17 protein-coding genes are annotated in these 18,501 nt (G+C 31.2%); 7 read left to right on the top strand and 10 right to left on the bottom strand.

All coding sequences use genetic code 11. The features are described 5' to 3' along the window. Positions 1 to 40 precede the first annotated feature (40 nt). Entirely contained in the window at positions 41 to 1,078 is a 1,038-nt protein-coding gene (locus KHA90_RS06755) for a carboxypeptidase-like regulatory domain-containing protein (protein WP_213296730.1), read from the top strand. Positions 1,079 to 1,324: 246 nt separating this feature from the next. Here the strand turns inward: KHA90_RS06755 and KHA90_RS06750 are convergent, their stop codons facing one another. From KHA90_RS06750 to KHA90_RS06740, 3 genes are read right to left on the bottom strand one after another with little or no spacing between them, the layout of a single operon-like run. After that, positions 1,325 to 2,158 (bottom strand): OmpA/MotB family protein, encoded by an 834-nt coding sequence (locus KHA90_RS06750; RefSeq protein ID WP_213296728.1) that lies wholly within the window; start codon positions 2,156 to 2,158, stop codon positions 1,325 to 1,327. Between the two features lie 34 nt (positions 2,159 to 2,192). Continuing rightward, positions 2,193 to 3,212: a glycosyltransferase family 2 protein gene (locus tag KHA90_RS06745; protein WP_213296726.1), complete on the bottom strand. Its 1,020-nt coding sequence runs from the start codon at positions 3,210 to 3,212 to the stop codon at positions 2,193 to 2,195. Between the two features lie 23 nt (positions 3,213 to 3,235). Beyond that, positions 3,236 to 3,682, bottom strand: coding sequence for a type I restriction enzyme HsdR N-terminal domain-containing protein (locus tag KHA90_RS06740; protein WP_213296724.1), 447 nt, complete (start codon positions 3,680 to 3,682; stop codon positions 3,236 to 3,238). A gap of 101 nt (positions 3,683 to 3,783) precedes the next feature. Here KHA90_RS06740 and holA point away from each other — a divergent pair, with 101 nt between their 5' ends. The 3 genes from holA (at position 3,784) to ettA (ending at position 6,802) form a co-directional block, all read left to right on the top strand. Continuing rightward, on the top strand, positions 3,784 to 4,788 hold the full coding sequence (gene holA / locus KHA90_RS06735; RefSeq protein ID WP_213296722.1) for a DNA polymerase III subunit delta: 1,005 nt from the start codon (positions 3,784 to 3,786) through the stop codon (positions 4,786 to 4,788). Positions 4,789 to 4,855: 67 nt separating this feature from the next. After that, entirely contained in the window at positions 4,856 to 5,038 is a 183-nt protein-coding gene (locus tag KHA90_RS06730; protein ID WP_035680915.1) for a CAL67264 family membrane protein, read from the top strand. Positions 5,039 to 5,110: 72 nt separating this feature from the next. Next, complete coding sequence (ettA, locus tag KHA90_RS06725; RefSeq protein WP_213296720.1) at positions 5,111 to 6,802, top strand: energy-dependent translational throttle protein EttA; 1,692 nt, start codon at positions 5,111 to 5,113, stop codon at positions 6,800 to 6,802. A gap of 281 nt (positions 6,803 to 7,083) precedes the next feature. Here the strand turns inward: ettA and KHA90_RS06720 are convergent, their stop codons facing one another. Further along, on the bottom strand, positions 7,084 to 7,497 hold the full coding sequence (locus tag KHA90_RS06720) for a thiol-disulfide oxidoreductase DCC family protein (RefSeq protein ID WP_213296717.1): 414 nt from the start codon (positions 7,495 to 7,497) through the stop codon (positions 7,084 to 7,086). A gap of 297 nt (positions 7,498 to 7,794) precedes the next feature. Continuing rightward, positions 7,795 to 9,960 carry an endonuclease MutS2 gene (locus KHA90_RS06715; RefSeq protein WP_213296715.1) on the bottom strand — a complete coding sequence of 722 codons (2,166 nt, stop codon included), beginning with the start codon at positions 9,958 to 9,960 and terminating at the stop codon, positions 7,795 to 7,797. Positions 9,961 to 10,089: 129 nt separating this feature from the next. Here KHA90_RS06715 and KHA90_RS06710 point away from each other — a divergent pair, with 129 nt between their 5' ends. Continuing rightward, positions 10,090 to 10,755 carry a uracil-DNA glycosylase gene (locus KHA90_RS06710; RefSeq protein WP_213296713.1) on the top strand — a complete coding sequence of 222 codons (666 nt, stop codon included), beginning with the start codon at positions 10,090 to 10,092 and terminating at the stop codon, positions 10,753 to 10,755. Positions 10,756 to 10,857: 102 nt separating this feature from the next. Further along, positions 10,858 to 12,564: a CotH kinase family protein gene (locus tag KHA90_RS06705; RefSeq protein ID WP_213296711.1), complete on the top strand. Its 1,707-nt coding sequence runs from the start codon at positions 10,858 to 10,860 to the stop codon at positions 12,562 to 12,564. A gap of 37 nt (positions 12,565 to 12,601) precedes the next feature. Here KHA90_RS06705 and KHA90_RS06700 read toward each other — a convergent pair whose 3' ends face one another. The 5 genes from KHA90_RS06700 to porX form a co-directional block, all read right to left on the bottom strand. Next, a complete protein-coding gene (locus KHA90_RS06700; RefSeq protein WP_213296709.1) occupies positions 12,602 to 12,982 on the bottom strand; it encodes a DUF4258 domain-containing protein in 381 nt (126 codons plus the stop codon). A gap of 36 nt (positions 12,983 to 13,018) precedes the next feature. Then, on the bottom strand, positions 13,019 to 14,218 hold the full coding sequence (locus tag KHA90_RS06695) for an alanine dehydrogenase (protein ID WP_213296707.1): 1,200 nt from the start codon (positions 14,216 to 14,218) through the stop codon (positions 13,019 to 13,021). An 83-nt stretch (positions 14,219 to 14,301) separates the two neighbouring features. Beyond that, positions 14,302 to 14,769: a GNAT family N-acetyltransferase gene (locus tag KHA90_RS06690; protein WP_213296705.1), complete on the bottom strand. Its 468-nt coding sequence runs from the start codon at positions 14,767 to 14,769 to the stop codon at positions 14,302 to 14,304. Between the two features lie 118 nt (positions 14,770 to 14,887). After that, positions 14,888 to 15,295 carry a tRNA (adenosine(37)-N6)-threonylcarbamoyltransferase complex ATPase subunit type 1 TsaE gene (tsaE, locus tag KHA90_RS06685; protein WP_213296703.1) on the bottom strand — a complete coding sequence of 136 codons (408 nt, stop codon included), beginning with the start codon at positions 15,293 to 15,295 and terminating at the stop codon, positions 14,888 to 14,890. Positions 15,296 to 15,468: 173 nt separating this feature from the next. Further along, positions 15,469 to 17,022 (bottom strand): T9SS response regulator signal transducer PorX, encoded by a 1,554-nt coding sequence (gene porX / locus KHA90_RS06680; RefSeq protein WP_213296701.1) that lies wholly within the window; start codon positions 17,020 to 17,022, stop codon positions 15,469 to 15,471. Positions 17,023 to 17,243: 221 nt separating this feature from the next. Here porX and KHA90_RS06675 point away from each other — a divergent pair, with 221 nt between their 5' ends. After that, entirely contained in the window at positions 17,244 to 18,473 is a 1,230-nt protein-coding gene (locus KHA90_RS06675; RefSeq protein WP_213296698.1) for an HD domain-containing protein, read from the top strand. Positions 18,474 to 18,501: the final 28 nt, after the last annotated feature.

Raw genomic sequence — 18,501 nt, 5'->3', positions numbered from 1 at the left:
GGTTAATTAGCTTATAATTAACCAAACCATTTTGCATTTTATGAAAAACCTTTATCTTGTTTTGTTCCTGTTTATTACAATTACAATATTTTCTCAAAATATCCTTAAAGGAAAGATTTCCAATAAAGAAAATGTTCCTTTAGAGGGTGTTAATATTTATTTTGACGGAACTACAATCTCAACCATTTCAGATTCAAAAGGAAATTTCACTATCCAATATGAACCCAATGCCAATAATATTTTGGTAATAAGTTTCATGGGATATCAAACGGAATATTTAACTGGTTTAGATGTTGCGAAGCCTTTGAATATTGCAATGACAGTTTCACAAAATGAACTTAAAGAGGTTGTTATTAATATAAATGAATTATTTACCAGAGCTCAAAAACTTAAATTATTTAGAGAATATTTTTTAGGAAAGACAAATAATGCTAAGGGAACGATAATCCAAAATGAAAGTGATCTTCGATTTAAATTTGATAAGGAAAAATTTGTTTTTAGCGCTTATTCTGATAAACCATTAACGATTATTAATGCAGCATTGGGATATAAAATTGATTTTGAATTGGTTGTTTTTGAAGTTGCCTTTAATAAACAAAGCATTAACTCTAAAGATGTTATTAAGAACTTTTACGGAGGAGTCAGCCGCTTTGAGGACATCAATAATTCGGCCGAAGTTTTAGAACGTCGTGAAAAAACTTATCAGGGATCACAAATTCAATTTTTCAGGAATTTTGCGAAAAAGGATTGGGGAATAAAAAAGTTTATTTTACTTAATGACGATAATAGTGTAGATCCTCTCAAAAGATTCAAGATTATTGAGGAAGAAGATTTTGTAAAAGTAGAAATATTAACGCAGCCAAAAGGGGAAATCAAAAATGAAAATCTAAACGATATTGTAGCTTCTTATAATATAGCATTTAATAGAACTGAAGAATCAAAAATTACGTTTCAGACCGATAGTTTTTACATTTATAAGTACGGAAACAATTCAAATATAGAAAGCATTCTTTTTTCAGGCAAAATTTCAGAAAAGAAAGTAGGTGATATGTTGCCTCTTAATTATGGGATTAAATAAAATATTATCTTATTTTTAACTACCATGTAAAAACACATTATGGAGTATTTGTAAAAAAAAAACTGAAATTGCATAATTATTTAAAATAAATAATTAACTTTAGTACTAGTTAAAATTTAGTTAGTTAATTTAAAGATAATGCTATTCTTGATTTATATTTAATTGGTTATTAAAAAAATTAGGAATACATAAAAGCAGGTCAATTGACCTGCTTTTTCTGTTTAATAAAGTATGTACAAACTAAGATTATTTCGCTTGTTTTTTCATTTCTTTTTCAATCATATCATAGAATTGATCGATTTTAGGCATAACAACAATACGAGTTCTTCTGTTACGAGCTTTGTTCTCTGGAGTATCATTAGCAACTAATGGTATGTATGAACTTCTACCAGCAGCAATTAATTTTGCAGGGTTAACACCAAGGTCATTTGTTAAAACACGTACAATAGATGTAGAACGTTTAACACTTAAATCCCAGTTGTCTAACAAAACACCATTACTTTTATAAGGAACGTTATCTGTGTGACCTTCAACCATACATTCAAAATCAGGTTTGTCGTTTACTACTTTTGCAACTTTAGCTAAAACACCTTTTGCAGCATCAGTTACGTCATAGCTACCGCTTTTAAATAATAATTTGTCAGCAATAGATATAAATACAACACCTTTTTCTACGTTGATTTCGATATCCGGATCGTTAATTCCAACAGCACCTTTTAAACTAGTAACTAACGCTAATGTTACGCTATCTTTTTTAGTTAATGCATCTTGAAGTCTGGATATTTTTAAATCTTTTTCTTTTAAACTTTCTAAAGATTTTTCAAGGTTTTCAGCTCCTTTAGTTGTTAATACAGTTAAATCTTTAGATGAGCTTATTAAGTCTTGATTATGTGCTTTATAACTTTCAGCTGTAGCTGCTAATCCTGCTTTTTCCTCTAAACAAGAGTTTAGTTTTACTGTGCAAGAGTTTAATAAATCTTGGATTTCTTTATTCTTAGCTTCTAAAGCTGCGTATTCCTTTTTCGATACACACGAAGTTAAGGCCATTAATACTGATAGTGCGATTACTATTTTTCTCATAGGGTATTTATTTAATTAAACGTTGATTACAAATTTAGTTCTTAATATTTTGATTACTGTTAAAGATTTCTTTAAAAACAAGCAATTTCTTTATGTAATACAAGTAAACGATACTTTTTACGGTATAGTATTGCTGTATCTGAAAATCTTTTCGTTGTCTTAAGTATCTTAAAGATATACAATAAAATGAAAAGTGAGCATGTAAAATTGCAAAACTATGCTTGAATTTTCCCTGAGTCAGAAAACGGATACCGGCGATTCCGTCCAAAATCATTCTAAAGAAAATGACAAAAAACATCCTTTTTCTCGGAAGATTCTTGACAAGCATCAGTAATGAATTCCTGAAATTAAGATATGTTTTCTTAGGGTTTCCTTGCTGTAAAGTCGCCCCTCCAACATGATAAACTGTTGATGCAGAGTTGTATTTAATGACATGTCCTTCATTTGCAGCGCGCCAGCATAAGTCAATTTCTTCCTGATGTGCAAAAAAAGATTCGTCAAATCCTTTCAGTTCATTATATACTTCACTTCTTATAAAAAAGCATGCTCCGGATGCCCAGAATAATTTACAATTATCATTGTATTGGCCATTATCTTTTTCGATAGTATCAAAAATACGTCCACGGCAAAAAGGGAAACCAAATTTATCAATAAATCCTCCGGCAGCACCTGCATATTCAAAGTACTCCTTATTTTTAAAATCGAGAATTTTAGGCTGGATTATTGCGGTTTGTTTTTCATTATCAAAAGTTTCAATAATGGGATTCAGCCAGTTTTCTGTTACTTCGATATCTGAATTTACTAATGCATAAATTTCAGCATTAATATGTTGTAAAGCATCATTATAGCCTTTTGCAAAGCCATGATTTCCATTATTTATAATGATTTTAATTGTGGGAAAATTTTGCCTTATAAAATCGATAGAATCATCTGTTGATGCATTATCTGCAACATATATTTGAGCTCCTTCTGAAAACTGAACTATAGAGGGTAAAAATTGTTCTAACAATTTTACTCCATTCCAATTTAAAATGACAACAGCTATTTTATCCAAAAGTAATTTGATTTAATATTATTTTATTCGTTATAATCTGGCAAATTTCTCAAAAACTCATATTTTTCGTTTTCGAAATCCATCTGACAATAAAAATGATTCAGACCGTTCGTCACATTCAAAAACCGTGCCTTCATTGTCATATTATAACGGGCAATTTGATCGAAAGTTGCTTGCGAAATTTTCACGCTGGGTGCTTTACATTCTACTAATATATGTATAGAACCATCAGGATTAAAGACTACAACATCGTATCTTTTTCGTAATCCATTGACTGTTAAAACTTTTTCAACATTGATTAAAGATTTAGGATATTTTTTTTCATCAATCAAGTAATGAACCACATGCTGTCGAACCCATTCCTCCGGAGTAAGAATGATGAATTTTTTCCTGATTTCATCAAAAATAGACACTTTATTTTCGCTATTTTTGAATCGGAAAGTATAAGGCGGAAAATTGAGTTTTAACATATGGCAAATATAATTTGAAAATTAGTCAATTTGAAAATTAGATAATTATTTTTTTATAATGAAGACTGACCACTGATACTGAACACTGAAAACTAAAATTAATGGATGAAGTTGTAAAAATTGTTAATGATATAAAGGCAGGAAATATAAAACCAATTTATTTTTTAATGGGCGAAGAACCTTATTATATTGATAAATTATCTGAATATATTGAGAAAAATGTACTTTCAGAAGAAGAAAAAGGATTCAATCAAACTGTATTATATGGCAGAGATGTATCTGTAGAAGATATAGTCTCAACGGCAAAGCGTTATCCTATGATGTCTGATCGTCAAGTGGTTATTGTAAAAGAAGCGCAGGATTTATCAAGAACAATCGATAAGTTAGAATCCTATGTTAATAATCCAATGGAAACTACGGTTCTTGTTATTTGTTATAAATACAAAACGCTCGACAAACGTAAAAAAGTAACCAAATTACTCGCACAAAAAGGAGTCGTTTATGAAAGTAAAAAGCTTTACGAAAATCAGGTTGGTGATTGGATAAAACGTGTTCTGGCAGGGAAAAAATATACAATTGATCCAAAAGCGAATGCGATGTTGGTGGAATTTTTAGGAACAGATTTGAGTAAAATCAATAATGAACTAGAAAAATTACAAATTATTTTACCGCAAGGAACCGTAATTACGCCACAACATATCGAGGAAAATATTGGTTTTAGTAAGGATTATAATGTATTCGAACTTCGAAAAGCGATTGGTGAACGCAATCAGCTTAAAGCATACAAGATAGCAGAAAACTTTGCTCATAATCCTAAGGAATATCCATTAGTAATGACAACCGGATTAGTGTTTGGATTTTTTATTCAGCTTTTAAAATATCACGGACTTAAAGATAAAAATCCTAAAAATGTGGCGGCTGTTATTGGTGTAAATCCTTATTTTTTAAAGGAATACGATTTAGCGATAAAAAATTACCCAATGCGAAAAGTGAGTCAGATCGTTGGAGCCTTACGCGATGTTGATCTTAAAAGTAAAGGAGTGGGAGCTAATGCTTTACCACAGTCTGATTTATTAAAAGAAATGCTGTACAAAATATTTAATTAAGCCGTGAAAATTCACGATATTTGCATCTCTAAAAAAATTACTACTTAAAAATAATAATTGCACAATTATGGGAATGAATAAAAATACCGTTTTAGGATGGGCAACTTTTATAATGGTACTTATGGGATTGTTACTTATAGGTCTTGGCGCTTTTAGATACAGAGATGTTTCAGGCTGGGGATTTGTAGCAGTAGGGGTTGGTTTTTTTGCTAATGCCTGGGTTTTTAATGCTTTGAAAGGAAGAGTTTAAAGAAATATCAAAATTCAATATCAAACTCAATTTCAATAAAAAAATAAGAATAATAAATATAAAATATAAAAAATGTCAGACGATAAGAAAGTAATTTTCTCAATGCAGAAATTGAGCAAAACCTATCCGGGAGCAGACAAGCCAGTACTTAAAAATATTTACTTGAGCTTCTTTTATGGTGCTAAAATTGGTATTCTTGGACTTAACGGTTCCGGAAAATCTTCTTTATTAAAAATTATTGCAGGAGTTGATAAAAATTATCAGGGAGATGTTGTTTTTCAACCTGGATATACGGTAGGTTATTTAGAACAAGAACCAATTCTTGATGATTCTAAAACTGTAATCGAAATTGTTCGTGAAGGAGCTGCTGAAACTATGGCAGTTTTAGAAGAATACAATCAAATAAATGACTTATTTGGTCTTCCTGAAAATTACGAAGATCAGGATAAAATGGATAAATTGATGGATCGTCAGGCAGCTTTACAAGACAAAATTGATGCTCTTGGCGCTTGGGAAATCGATACAAAATTAGAAATTGCAATGGATGCGTTGCGTACTCCGGAAGGTGATACGCCAATTAAAAACCTTTCAGGAGGTGAGCGCCGTCGTGTAGCTTTATGTCGTTTGTTATTGCAACAACCTGACGTATTGCTTCTGGATGAGCCTACCAACCACCTTGATGCTGAGTCTGTTCTATGGTTAGAGCAACACTTAGCACAATATGCAGGAACTGTAATTGCAGTAACGCACGATAGATATTTCCTTGATAATGTAGCTGGTTGGATTTTAGAGTTAGATAGAGGAGAAGGTATTCCGTGGAAAGGAAATTATTCTTCTTGGTTAGACCAAAAATCAACCCGTATGGCACAAGAAGAAAAAGTAGCCTCTAAACGTAGAAAAACTTTAGAACGCGAGTTGGACTGGGTTCGTCAAGGAGCCAAAGGTCGTCAGACGAAACAAAAAGCGCGTTTACAGAATTACGATAAATTATTGAATGAAGACCAAAAACAATTGGACGAAAACTTGGAAATCTACATTCCAAATGGTCCACGTTTAGGTACAAATGTTATTGAAGCAAAAAATGTTGCCAAAGCTTTTGGAGATAAATTATTATATGATAATTTGAATTTTACTTTACCACAAGCTGGAATTGTTGGAATTATCGGACCAAATGGTGCGGGTAAATCTACCATTTTCAAAATGATTATGGGAGAAGAAAAAACAGATAGTGGAGAATTTTCTGTTGGTGAAACGGTAAAAATCGCTTATGTAGATCAGTCTCACTCTAACATTGATCCAAATAAATCTATCTGGGAAAATTTTGCCGATGGTCAGGAACTTGTTATGATGGGCGGAAAGCAAGTTAATTCAAGAGCTTATTTATCACGTTTCAACTTTGGTGGAGGCGAGCAAAATAAAAAAGTTTCCATGTTGTCTGGTGGGGAACGTAACCGTTTGCACTTAGCAATGACATTGAAAGAAGAAGGAAACGTACTTTTGCTGGATGAGCCAACGAATGATTTAGATGTAAATACACTTCGTGCACTTGAAGAAGGGTTAGAAAATTTTGCAGGTTGTGCTGTAATTATTTCGCACGACAGATGGTTCTTAGACAGAATCTGTACGCACATTCTTGCATTTGAAGGAGATTCTGAAGTATACTATTTCGAAGGAGGTTTCTCTGAATACGAAGAAAATAAAAAGAAACGTTTAGGTGGTGATTTAACTCCAAAACGTTTGAAATACAGAAAGTTAATTAGATAAATTTCTAATAAATTTCAATTTTTAAAATCCCATATTCCAAATTGTGAAAGATTTGAATTTGGGATTTTTTTTGTTGTTATTATCAACGTCATTTTTGTCATTTCGAGGAACGAGAAATCTTCACAAGTAGCTCGACAAAGATTGGTGACTTTTTATACGGAGTTTCGTGCTTGATTTCTCGTTCCTCGAAATGACAATATTGCGAATGAAAAAATTAAAATAAAATATCTGCGTAAATCCGTTTAACCCGTAAAATCAGTGGGCTATTTTCAGAACAACAATTACAAAAACTTTGCCTTCAATTCAGGAGTAGGAATCATACAGCTTTCTTTTTTGCCATACCATTTGTAACGGTTTTTAGCAATATAATCATAAATGTAATTTCGAAACTTTTCCGGAAAAAATTTAAAAACTAAAGCAAGATTATAAATTCCTCCCAAATCTGCTCCAATTTCAAGAACTGCCGATGATTTATAATAATAAGCAACTCCGGGATTATATAAAATAATGCTATCTATTTTAGTTTTATCAACTCCAATATAATTACAAATTTCAATTCCTAATTCTGATTGCAAAGCTACAAAACGAAAAATATCTTTTTTATCATGTTTAATAATAAACTGAACTGCGCCGTTGCATAAATTGCAAACACCGTCGAAGAGGATTATTTTTTTGTTTTTTGGAAGATCTTGCATTTGAGAAAAATTTCAAATTTCAGGTTTCAAGTTTTTTAGCTTTGTAAAAGTTTAAAACTTTTACAAAGCTTTGCGAAGTATGTTTATTTCAATTATTATTTTTATCTATCAAAAATAAAAAATTAATAAATTTTATAAATCAAAAACAGCTTTCATAATTTATTTTTAAGCCATTTTTAGAAATTCCCCATCTTGGCAATTATCTTTTTCAAGATCTTTGTTTAAATCGCTTTATTTTAATTTCTATTCAGTTTTTACATTTTTTAGATACTGAAAACTGCGACCAAAACTGAAAAACTATTTTTTAGCAGCTTCAACCAATTCCAATTCATCTAAACTTACTTTTGAAGTAAAGATTCCATAATTTACAGTTGCCTTATTTTTTTCTATCGAATCGATACTTCCAACAGATCTTCCTTCTAACATTCTTACTCTGTCACCAACTTTTAATATTGCCTTTGGTTTTTCGATAACAGGTTTGAGTTTCTTTTCTTTTTTCTCTTTTCTTATTTCTTCAACTTGCACTGAAACTTCAGCTATAACTTCTTTTTTCTTTTCTATAATCGCTTTCGCTTCTTTGGGAGTTGCTTTTTTGCGTTTTGAATTTTCGATTTCTATGATTTTCAAAAATTCTCCAATAAGTTCCTTTTTGTTTTTATTGTTGAAATATTTTTCAGAAATGTCTTCAATTTTTTGACCAATGTAAATCGTCTTTTGGTTACTGTCATATAATTCCTGATAGCTTTCCAGTTTTTGTTTGATTTTTACATTGATGTTTTCCATCTTTTTCCCTTCTTCACGTGCCCGGGTTTCTTCTTCTTTTAAATTGATAGAAGTTTTTTCAAGTTTGGAACGTTCTTTCTGAAGTGTTGCAATGGTTTTATCAAAACGAACTTTGCCCACTTCAATTTTCTTTTTGGCACGATTGATTAATCCAAACGGAATTCCGTTTTTCAATGCAACTTCAAAAGTAAACGAACTTCCTGCCTGACCCAGAGCCAGTTTATACATTGGTTCCAATGATTTCTCATCAAACATCATATTCGCATTTGTGGCAAAAGGCAATTCGTTCGCCAGAATTTTCAAATTAGAATAATGTGTTGTAATAATTCCGAAAGCTTCGCGATGGTAGAATTCCTCTAAGAAAATCTCCGCCAAAGCGCCACCCAATTCAGGATCAGAACCTGTACCAAATTCATCAATTAAAAACATGGTTTTCTTGTTGCATTTTTTTAAGAAATAATTCATGTTTTTTAATCGGTAACTATAAGTACTTAAATGATTTTCAATAGATTGATTATCTCCAATATCTGTTAAAATCCTGTCGAATAAAAATGTTTCACTTCGCTCATGAACAGGAATCAACATTCCGGATTGTAACATCAATTGCAATAAACCAACTGTTTTAAGCGAAATTGTTTTTCCTCCGGCATTTGGACCGGAAATAACAATGATTCGGTTATCTTGTTTTAATTCAATAGTTTGTGGATGTGTAATCTCGTTTTTTTGTTTGTTATTCAAATACAAAATTGGATGATAAGCTTCTCTAAAAAACAATCTTCTTGCTTCGGTAATTGTTGGCAGGATTCCGTTGATTCTATTCGCATATTTTGCTTTTCCTGAGACAACATCAATATCACTTAAAAATTCCTGATACTCAATTAATATTGGTAAAAATGGACGAATCTGATTTGATAATTGCTTTAAAATTCTAGTAATTTCTTCTTTCTCTTCGTATTCCAGATTCGCTAGTTCTCTTGAATATTGTAAAGTAGTTTCGGGTTCAATGTAAGCAATGCTTCCGGTTTTAGAACTTCCTAAAATTGATCCTTTTACTTTACGACGATACATTGCCAGAACAGCTAAAACTCTGCGGTTTTGAACAAAGCTTTCTTTAATGTCATCAAGATATCCAAGACTATTGTATTGAGTAAGCGCAACGCCAAAACTTTGATTAACTTTGCCACGAACAATATTCATATTCTGGCGAATGCTCAATAAAGCAGGCGAGGCGTTGTCTTTAATTTCACCGTATTTGTCAACAATGGCATCAATTAAAGAAACAATGTCTTTAGTATATTCAACTCTGGAAGCTCTCGCATTTAGATTTGGATAATAATCATCAAACTTTTTGAGGAAAGTTAGCAATACATTAGCCGTTGATGAAAGTGTGGCAATTTTTCTAAAACTGCCCACTTCAAGGAAACTATCTTCGATTGCCAGAAATTTGATTTCGTGCGTGATCGCATCAAACCCGTGATTGGGAATGGCGTTATTGTTTTCAAAAGACGAAACATATTCTGATGTTTGCATCAAAGCCTGCATCAAAGTCTCTTTATCTCTGAAAGGAGTTATATTTAAAGCTTTTTCTTTTCCTATATCTGTGTTACAGCCTGCCGAAATGGTTTCGAGAACTGTTGGGAATTGTAAATCTTGTAATGTTTTTTCGGTAATAGATATCATTTATTTTCTTTAACAAAGTACACAAAAGTACGAAAACATTAGTATTCAATTCTACAAAGTTTCTATCTAAATTTATGATTGGTAAATATGATTTAAATAAAATATTTCGGAAATTAGCATTAAAAAAGTATGGACGTTAAAATGCATGATTCGTGGAAACCAGTTTTGAATGAGGAATTTGAAAAACCCTATTTCAACGAATTAATTGAATTTGTAAAATCTGAATATACCACTAAGGTTTGTTATCCAAAAGGAACTCAGATTTTCTCTGCTTTTGATCATTGTCATTTTGATCAGGTAAAAGTGGTAATCATTGGTCAGGATCCTTATCATGGACCAAATCAGGCAAATGGATTGTGTTTTTCTGTAAATGACGGAATACCATTTCCTCCATCACTTCAAAATATTTTCAAAGAAATTGAAACCGATTTAAATAAGCCAATTCCTAAAACCGGTAATTTAGAACGTTGGGCAGATCAGGGCGTTTTTCTACTAAATGCTACATTAACAGTTAGACAATCCGAAGCCGGAAGTCATCAGGGAAAAGGCTGGGAAAAATTTACAGATGCTGTTATTAAGCAAATTTCTGCTGAAAGTGAAAATGTTGTTTTTTTATTATGGGGAGGTTTTGCCCAAAAGAAAGCTGCATTGATTGACGCTTCAAAACACTATATTTTAAAATCCGGACATCCTTCTCCTTTAAGTGCAAATAGAGGGTTTTGGTTTGGGAATAAACATTTTAGCCAAACAAATGCTTTTCTGAAATCGAAAGGGACGAAAGAAATTGAATGGTAATGTATTGATATATAGATATATGACGAATATAAAGATTATCAAATTAATTAATTTATTTTCTTAGTATTTATCCTATTTTTGCATTTTTTAAATTTTAAATAAATGCCACAAAAATTACTTCTATTCTTCTTTCTTAACTTTTTTTATTTTTCCTATGCAAGCGAAATTATTACCATTCCTTCAAATCAATTTAATATTGATATTAATAAGGGATTAATTGTATCAAATTTAGATGTTACTTATATTAATACGACTTGGGTAGGTGAAAAAACTTCTTTAACCTTTGATGTTGATTACAATTTTGAAACTCCAGTAAGTATAATAAAAATTGGTATTCCATACAAAGTAATAAATTCAGTAAATGGGACTAAATTTTTACTTTATTTTACAGAATTGCCTCTTATTACTATTTCTACAGATAATGTAATTGTTGATGAACCTAATATATTAGGTCGTTTTAAATTAATCGAAAGTAATCAAAATTCTATAGTTTCTAATATTGGTATACAATATAGAGGAGCTTCTTCACAATTTTTACCTAAAAAACCATTCGAAATTAAATTTTGGAAAGATGAACAAGGTAATGAAACACAAGATGTAAGCTTATTGGGAATGCACTCTGACGATGGATGGAATCTACAGGCAATGTATAATGAATCTCTGAGGTTTCATAGTAAAACTAATAATGATTTGTGGAAATTGATCCACAAACCATACTACATCAATTCTGAGCCTCAAACAGTTAGCGGAGTTGAGATGAAATACGCAGAATTATTTCTAAATGGTGAATATAGAGGTATATACTGTGTAGGTGAAAAAGTAAATAGAAAATTATTAAAATTAAAAAAGCATAATGGCAATATTAGAGGTGAATTATATAAAGGTGATAGTTGGGGAGGAAGTACAACATTTAGTTTTTTATCTTCTTATAGTAATGATAATTTATTATGGGGTGGTTTTGAATACAAATATCCAAGCGAAGTAACAGATTGGAAAAATCTATATGATTTAACCGATTTTGTAATTAATGATTCACAAAGTAATTTTATTGATACTTATAAAGGTAAATTTGAGATTAATAATGCTGTAGATTATTTTGTATTTTTAAATTTACTTAGAGCGTTAGATAATACTGGTAAAAATTTATACATAGCAAAATATGCTGCAAATGAGCCTTATTTTTATGTGCCATGGGATTTAGATGGAACTTTTGGAACAATCTGGAATGGTCAACGTGAAAATATTACAGATGATTTATTATCTAATGGAATGTATAATCGTCTTCTTAATGATTGTTCTGCGGATGGTTTTCGTGAAAAATTAAATTTGAGATGGAATGAGTTAAGAAATTCTATAATTACACATTCTAATTTAATGAATATGCTTTCTGGTAATTATAACTTACTAAAGCAAAACGGTGTTTATGAAAGAGAAAATATTGCATGGCCGGAATATAGCGCTAATGAAAGTGAATTAGATTATATCTCTACATGGTTAACGAATAGATTGGCTTTTTTAGATTTAAAGTTTTCCGAAAAATGTAATACTTTGGATGTAGCAACATTTGATAGAGTATCTAAAACTACTGTATATCCTAATCCAACATCAGATTTTATAAATATTAGTTTATTGGATACTGGAAATCACACAATATTTCTATATGACAGTATGGGGAAATTAATATTAAAGAATTCATTTGAAAGTAATCAATATCAGTTTTCAATCAAGGATTTGAGTAACGGAATTTACTATCTTAAAACAATAGATTCAGAAAATAAAATTGACGTAAAGAGTATCATAAAACAATAAAAAAAAATCCAGTTAATATATATTAACTGGATTTTTTTTATTTATCTTTTTTTACAATATCGTCTAAAATAGCTTTATTTTCGTAGTTGATTACTCTAAGAATAATTTCTTGATTATTAGCTGTTTTTCCTTCGATTATGTATAGTTTTCCTTTTTGGAATGGAATATTACTTTGGTCAAAATCAACATCTCCAAAAGTTAATGTTTTTCTAACGTCAGATGTATCTACCCATTTTTCATTTAAAGTCTTAATTGCTTTTTCAGAATATTGAAAAGGTTTTGTGCGTAAACTATTTAATACTCTGGCATTCGGGAAATAATTGCAACGAGTATCTTTTCCACTAAAAACAAGGGCTACAAAAAAGCATCCCATAACTAAACCAATCAAATAATAGGCAAAACGGTGTACGAACTTCATGAAGTAATTTTTTTGCAAAGGTACATTAAAGTTCTCTTAAAATAAAAGTAAATTAATGTCGTTATCCGGTAAATCGAACCATTCGCCAATAGCTTTGTTTGTTAGGATTCCGTGGTATAAGTAAATTCCGTTTTTTAAACCTTTATTACATCTTATAGCACTTTCTAATCCACCATCTTCAGCAATTTGAAGTAAGTATGGAGTGAGAATGTTACTAATTGATAATGAGGCAGTTTTAGAATATCTTGACGGAATATTTGGAACACAATAGTGTAAAACGTTACTTTTTATAAAAGTTGGTTTTTCGTGCGTTGTAACTTCTGATGTTTCAAAACATCCTCCAGTATCAATACTAACATCAACAATTACAGCGCCTTTTTTCATGTGTTCCACCATAGTTTCTGTCACTATAATAGGACAACGTTCTTTGCCGCGCATCGCACCAATAGCAACATCGCAACGTCTTAAAGCTTTTAGTAACGCTTTTTGCTGAACTGTTGAAGTAAATATTCTTTGGTTTAAATTATTCTGTAAACGTCGTAATTTGGTAATCGAGTTGTCAAAAACTTTCACATTTGCACCTAAACCAATGGCGGTTTTAGCAGCAAATTCACCCACGGTTCCAGCGCCTAAAATAACAACTTCGGTAGGAGGAACGCCAGTAATGTTTCCAAATAAAAGTCCTTTCCCAAATTCATCCGTAATCATTAATTCGGCAGCAATAAGTATAGAAGCTGTTCCGGCAATTTCACTTAATGATTTTACAGCAGGATAAGATCCGTCTTCGTCCTTAATATATTCAAAAGCAAGTGCGGTAATTTTTTTTTGTGCTAAAGCCTCGAAATATTCTTTCTTTTTAGTTTTTAACTGAATTGCCGAAATAATAATCGTTTCAGGATTGATCATTTTGATTTCAGCAATAGTAGGAGGTTCTACTTTTAGCAGCATCGGACATCCAAAAACTTTTTTGGTGTCTTTTGTAACTTCAGCTCCTGCATCTGAGTATTCTTTGTCAGAATAACTGGAACTTTCTCCGGCTCCGGACTCGATCATAACTCTGTGACCTTCATAAGTCAATGAATTTACAGCATCTGGAGTCAGGCAAATACGACGTTCCTGGTAACTTGTTTCTTTAGGAATTCCTATAAAAAGTTCTCTTTTGAATCGGCCAACTTCAAGTTTTTCTTCTTGTGGCAACAATTGTTGTTTCGTAAATGGAGTTAATGTTATTGACATGGGGTTATTCGAAAATTAAGAGTACAAATTACGTAAAAAGTTTTAAATCAATGTAAAAAATCTGCTAATAGTATGTGATGAAATTACGTCATAATTTTTTCCATTTTAATGTCGGCTCGTTCATAACTCACATTACCTAGTGAAACTTCTGAAAAGCCAAACTTTTCATATAAATGAATGGCGGGAAGTAGGATCCGGTTTGAATATAAAAAAAGCTTTTTGATGTTATTTTCTTCGGCTACAGCCAAACAATGAACTAACAGTTGATTCCCAATTCCAAGACCTTGTGCTTTGTCCGAAACTGCCATTTTGCTTAATTCGAAAGTAGTTTCGTCGACTTTCATTAATGATACAGTTCCAAGAATCTCCTCATTATATTTAGCATAAAAAATCATTCCGCCTTTATCGATGATTTCTTCTTGTGGATTCGAAAGTACTATTTCGTCTTTTTCTTCTACTCTGAAATATTTTTGAAGCCATTCTTTATTTAAGGTTTTGATGTATTCCTTTAAAGCAGGAGAGAATGGAATTATTTCTACTTGGGTATTCATTTACATTTTTATTAAGTTCTTTCACTAAGATTCGCTAAATATTTACGAAGGTTCACAAAGTTTTTAAGAATTCCTTTGTGGTTCTCTGTGCTGTTTTTTTGAATCTCTACGAAATTTTCTAAACTAATTTCAACTCTCTTTTTCCATCTGCTAATAACTCAATTGTAACAACAGAATGTTCCTCAGGAATAAGATTTTCAATTTTTTCAGACCATTCAATAAAACACCAATTTCCGGAATATAAATAATCATCAACTCCCATATCAAGCGCTTCAGTTTCTTTATTCAATCGGTAAAAATCAAAATGATAAACGATCTGATTGTTAAATGTATAGTATTCATTTACTAACGAAAAAGTTGGACTGCTTGTTGCATCTTCAACTCCCAGACTTTTACATAATTGTTTGATTAAAGTAGTTTTCCCAACACCCATTTCTCCATTAAAAAGAATGATCTTTTTGGGATTTGATGCTATAATTTTCTCTGCTACTTCCTGAATTTGATCTAAAGAAAAAACGATGTTCATTTTTATTGCTTATTAATTGTAGTCTCAGTCACATTTTTCAGTCTCAGTTGGAAACTGTAAACAGTTTTTTTTACCACAGATTAAAAGATTTTATTGATTTTTCTAATCTGTATGAATCTGTGAAATCTGTGGCAACCTTTTTATTCTGAAAACTGCGACTGAAAACTCTTTTTTTACTTAGGGTTAAAAACCAGGAACGGAATAATCATTTCTTCTAATGAAATTCCACCGTGCTGATACGTATTTCTGTAATAACTCACATAATGATTGTAGTTGTTTACGTATGCCAAAAAGAAATCATTTTTAGCAAAAATAAACGAACTGCTCATGTTTATTGCCGGTAAACCAATGTCCTTCGGCTCTTTTACAACATAAACATCTTTTTGCTCGTATGTTAAACTACGTCCGGTTTTGTAACGCAAATTTAAACTTGTATTTTTATCTCCAACAACTTTTGAAGGATTTTTTACATTAATTGTTCCGTGATCTGTAGTCAGAATTAATTTAAAGCCTAAAAGTTGTGCTTGCTGAATAATCTCTAAAAGCGGAGAATTTTTAAACCAGCTTAAAGTCAGTGAGCGATATGCTTTATCATCTGATGCAAGCTCTTTTACTACATCCATTTCGGTTTTTGCATGCGATAACATATCTACGAAGTTATACACAACGGTTACCAAATCATTGCCTTTTAATGCTTTGAAATTTTCTGCCAGTTTTTTACCGCCGGCATAATTGGTAATTTTGAAATAATCCTCTTTAATATTCAAACCTAAACGCTTTAATTGTGCCGAAAGAAATTCGGCTTCATAAAGGTTTTTTCCACCGTCTTCAACGTCATTTTTCCAGTATTGCGGAAATTGTTTTTCCATTTCTGTTGGCAATAATCCTGAAAAAATAGCATTTCTGGCGTATTGCGTGGCTGTTGGAAGAATTGAAAAGTAAGGAACTTCTTTTTCTAGTTTATAATAATTTGCGACAACAGTTTCAAAAGATTTCCATTGATCGTAACGTAAATTATCTATCACGACAAACAAAATTGGCTTGTCTTTCTTTTTTAGTTCAGGAACTACTAATTCCTTGAATAAAGTGTGAGATTGAATTGGTTTATCTGCTTTTGGTACAAACCAGTCTTCGTAGTTTCTTTCGATATATTTTCCGAATTGTGAATTGGCTTCAACTTTTTGAGATTCAAGGATTTCAATCATTCCCTGATCGTTGATATTCTCTAATTCCAGTTCCCAGAAAATTAGTTTTTTATATAATTCTACCCAATCTTCATAGGAATTGACCATCGCCATTTCCATAGAGATTTTTCTGAATTCCTTTTGATAATCCAACGTTGTTTTTTCGGAAATTAATCTTGAATGATCCAGGTTTTTTTTCAAACTCAAAAGAATCTGATTCGGATTTACCGGTTTAATCAAATAATCGGCGATTTTAGAACCAATGGCTTCTTCCATTATATATTCTTCTTCGCTCTTTGTAATCATAATCATCGGGATGGCTGACTTTTTTTCTTTCATTTCCGAAAGCGTTTCCAAACCGCTCATTCCGGGCATATTTTCATCCAGAAAAACAATATCAAAATTATCTTCTTCAAAAAGAGCGATAGCATCTAAACCGTTGTTACAAGTAGTTACAGCGTAGTTTTTCTTCTCCAGAAATAATATATGAGGCTTTAAAAGATCGATTTCATCATCGACCCAAAGTATTTTTATCTTATCCATAAACGTGTTTAATTTTAATGCAATTTAGAGGTATAGAACTTAAAAAGTATTAAAAATAGTATAAATTTCAGAATAACAAATAGTGATTTTTATTTTAAAACTTTTTTTTGAAGAAGTGTTCTATTGAAGATCAGTACAATATATTGTCAATTTTAAAATGAAAAACGCAAAGCTCTTTATGGTTATTTACTTATATTTGTTGACCTAAAAAGAATTAAATAGTGACTCAAATCAATAAGTTAAAAATATTCAATGATCCCATATACGGGTTTATTTCCATCCCGAACGAGCTTATTTACGACTTAATTCAACATCCGTATTTTCAGCGTTTACGCCGTATTTCGCAAATGGGATTATCGTATTTAGTTTATCCCGGAGCTAATCATACGCGCTTTCATCATGCATTGGGTTGTATGCATTTAATGCAAAAAGCTATTGAAACGCTTCGTTTTAAAGGTGTTGCAATTTCAAGTGATGAAGAATGTGCTTTGCTGATTGCTATTTTATTGCATGATATTGGTCATGGGCCTTTTTCGCATGCAATGGAAAAAAGTATTGTTGAAGATGTGAATCATGAAGCAATTTCGTTATTATTTATGAATCAGTTAAATGATGAATTTGACGGAAGATTAAGTTTGGCTATTCAGGTTTTTAAAGGTGAATATCACAGAAAATTCATGTTGCAATTGATTTCAAGTCAATTAGATATGGATCGAATGGATTATTTAAAGCGTGATAGTTTTTATACAGGTGTTGCCGAAGGAAATGTAAATTCTGAGCGCTTGATTCAAATGATGAATGTAGTTGATGATGTTTTAGTAATTGAAGAAAAAGGAATTTATTCCGTTGAAAAGTTCCTGCTTTCAAGAAGATTAATGTACTGGCAGGCTTATTTACATAAAACAAGTTTAGTTGCCGAGCTAATTTTGATGAAAGTGCTAAAAAGAGCGAAAGAATTGACATTAAAAGGAATTAATTTGCCTTGCAGCGAGCCGCTTTTGTATTTTATGCAAAATAAGGTCGATTTAGAAAATTTTGATGCCGAAAAATTAGATTTATTTTCACAATTAGATGATTTTGATATTATTAGCGCTTTAAAAGCCTGGCAAAAGCATAACGATTTTATATTATCTACATTAAGTAAAATGTTGATTAACAGAGATTTGTTAAAAATTAAATTAAGTGCAGAGAAAATTCCAATGGAAGAATCACAATCTTTAAAGGAACAATTTGCTAACGCGCATCATATTACACAGTTAGAAGCTGGATATTTTATTTTTAGAGGAAAAATAAAAAATCAGGCCTACAGTAAAGAAGCCGAACCAATACGAATTTTGAAAAAAGATAAAACAATTGAAGACGTGGTAGAAGCCTCTGATCAGCTGAATTTGAAATCATTATCTAAATTGGTTACAAAATATTACATCTGTTTTCCAAAACAACTTATCTAAAATTAACATTTAAAATCTATTTTTTATA

Source organism: Flavobacterium psychroterrae (genome assembly GCF_018380615.1).
Lineage (GTDB): Bacteria > Bacteroidota > Bacteroidia > Flavobacteriales > Flavobacteriaceae > Flavobacterium > Flavobacterium psychroterrae.
The sequence above is the reverse complement of the archived record's forward strand: the minus strand, read 5'-3'. Positions and strand labels throughout refer to the sequence as shown.

Coding starts and splice junctions, on each gene's coding strand:
- KHA90_RS06755 (WP_213296730.1), top strand. CDS start 41: ATGAAAAACCTTTATCTTGTTTTGTTCCTGTTTATTACAATTACAATA.
- KHA90_RS06750 (WP_213296728.1), bottom strand. CDS start 2,158: ATGAGAAAAATAGTAATCGCACTATCAGTATTAATGGCCTTAACTTCG.
- KHA90_RS06740 (WP_213296724.1), bottom strand. CDS start 3,682: ATGTTAAAACTCAATTTTCCGCCTTATACTTTCCGATTCAAAAATAGC.
- holA (WP_213296722.1), top strand. CDS start 3,784: ATGGATGAAGTTGTAAAAATTGTTAATGATATAAAGGCAGGAAATATA.
- KHA90_RS06730 (WP_035680915.1), top strand. CDS start 4,856: ATGGGAATGAATAAAAATACCGTTTTAGGATGGGCAACTTTTATAATG.
- ettA (WP_213296720.1), top strand. CDS start 5,111: ATGTCAGACGATAAGAAAGTAATTTTCTCAATGCAGAAATTGAGCAAA.
- KHA90_RS06720 (WP_213296717.1), bottom strand. CDS start 7,497: ATGCAAGATCTTCCAAAAAACAAAAAAATAATCCTCTTCGACGGTGTT.
- KHA90_RS06715 (WP_213296715.1), bottom strand. CDS start 9,960: ATGATATCTATTACCGAAAAAACATTACAAGATTTACAATTCCCAACA.
- KHA90_RS06710 (WP_213296713.1), top strand. CDS start 10,090: ATGGACGTTAAAATGCATGATTCGTGGAAACCAGTTTTGAATGAGGAA.
- KHA90_RS06705 (WP_213296711.1), top strand. CDS start 10,858: ATGCCACAAAAATTACTTCTATTCTTCTTTCTTAACTTTTTTTATTTT.
- KHA90_RS06700 (WP_213296709.1), bottom strand. CDS start 12,982: ATGAAGTTCGTACACCGTTTTGCCTATTATTTGATTGGTTTAGTTATG.
- KHA90_RS06695 (WP_213296707.1), bottom strand. CDS start 14,218: ATGTCAATAACATTAACTCCATTTACGAAACAACAATTGTTGCCACAA.
- KHA90_RS06690 (WP_213296705.1), bottom strand. CDS start 14,769: ATGAATACCCAAGTAGAAATAATTCCATTCTCTCCTGCTTTAAAGGAA.
- tsaE (WP_213296703.1), bottom strand. CDS start 15,295: ATGAACATCGTTTTTTCTTTAGATCAAATTCAGGAAGTAGCAGAGAAA.
- porX (WP_213296701.1), bottom strand. CDS start 17,022: ATGGATAAGATAAAAATACTTTGGGTCGATGATGAAATCGATCTTTTA.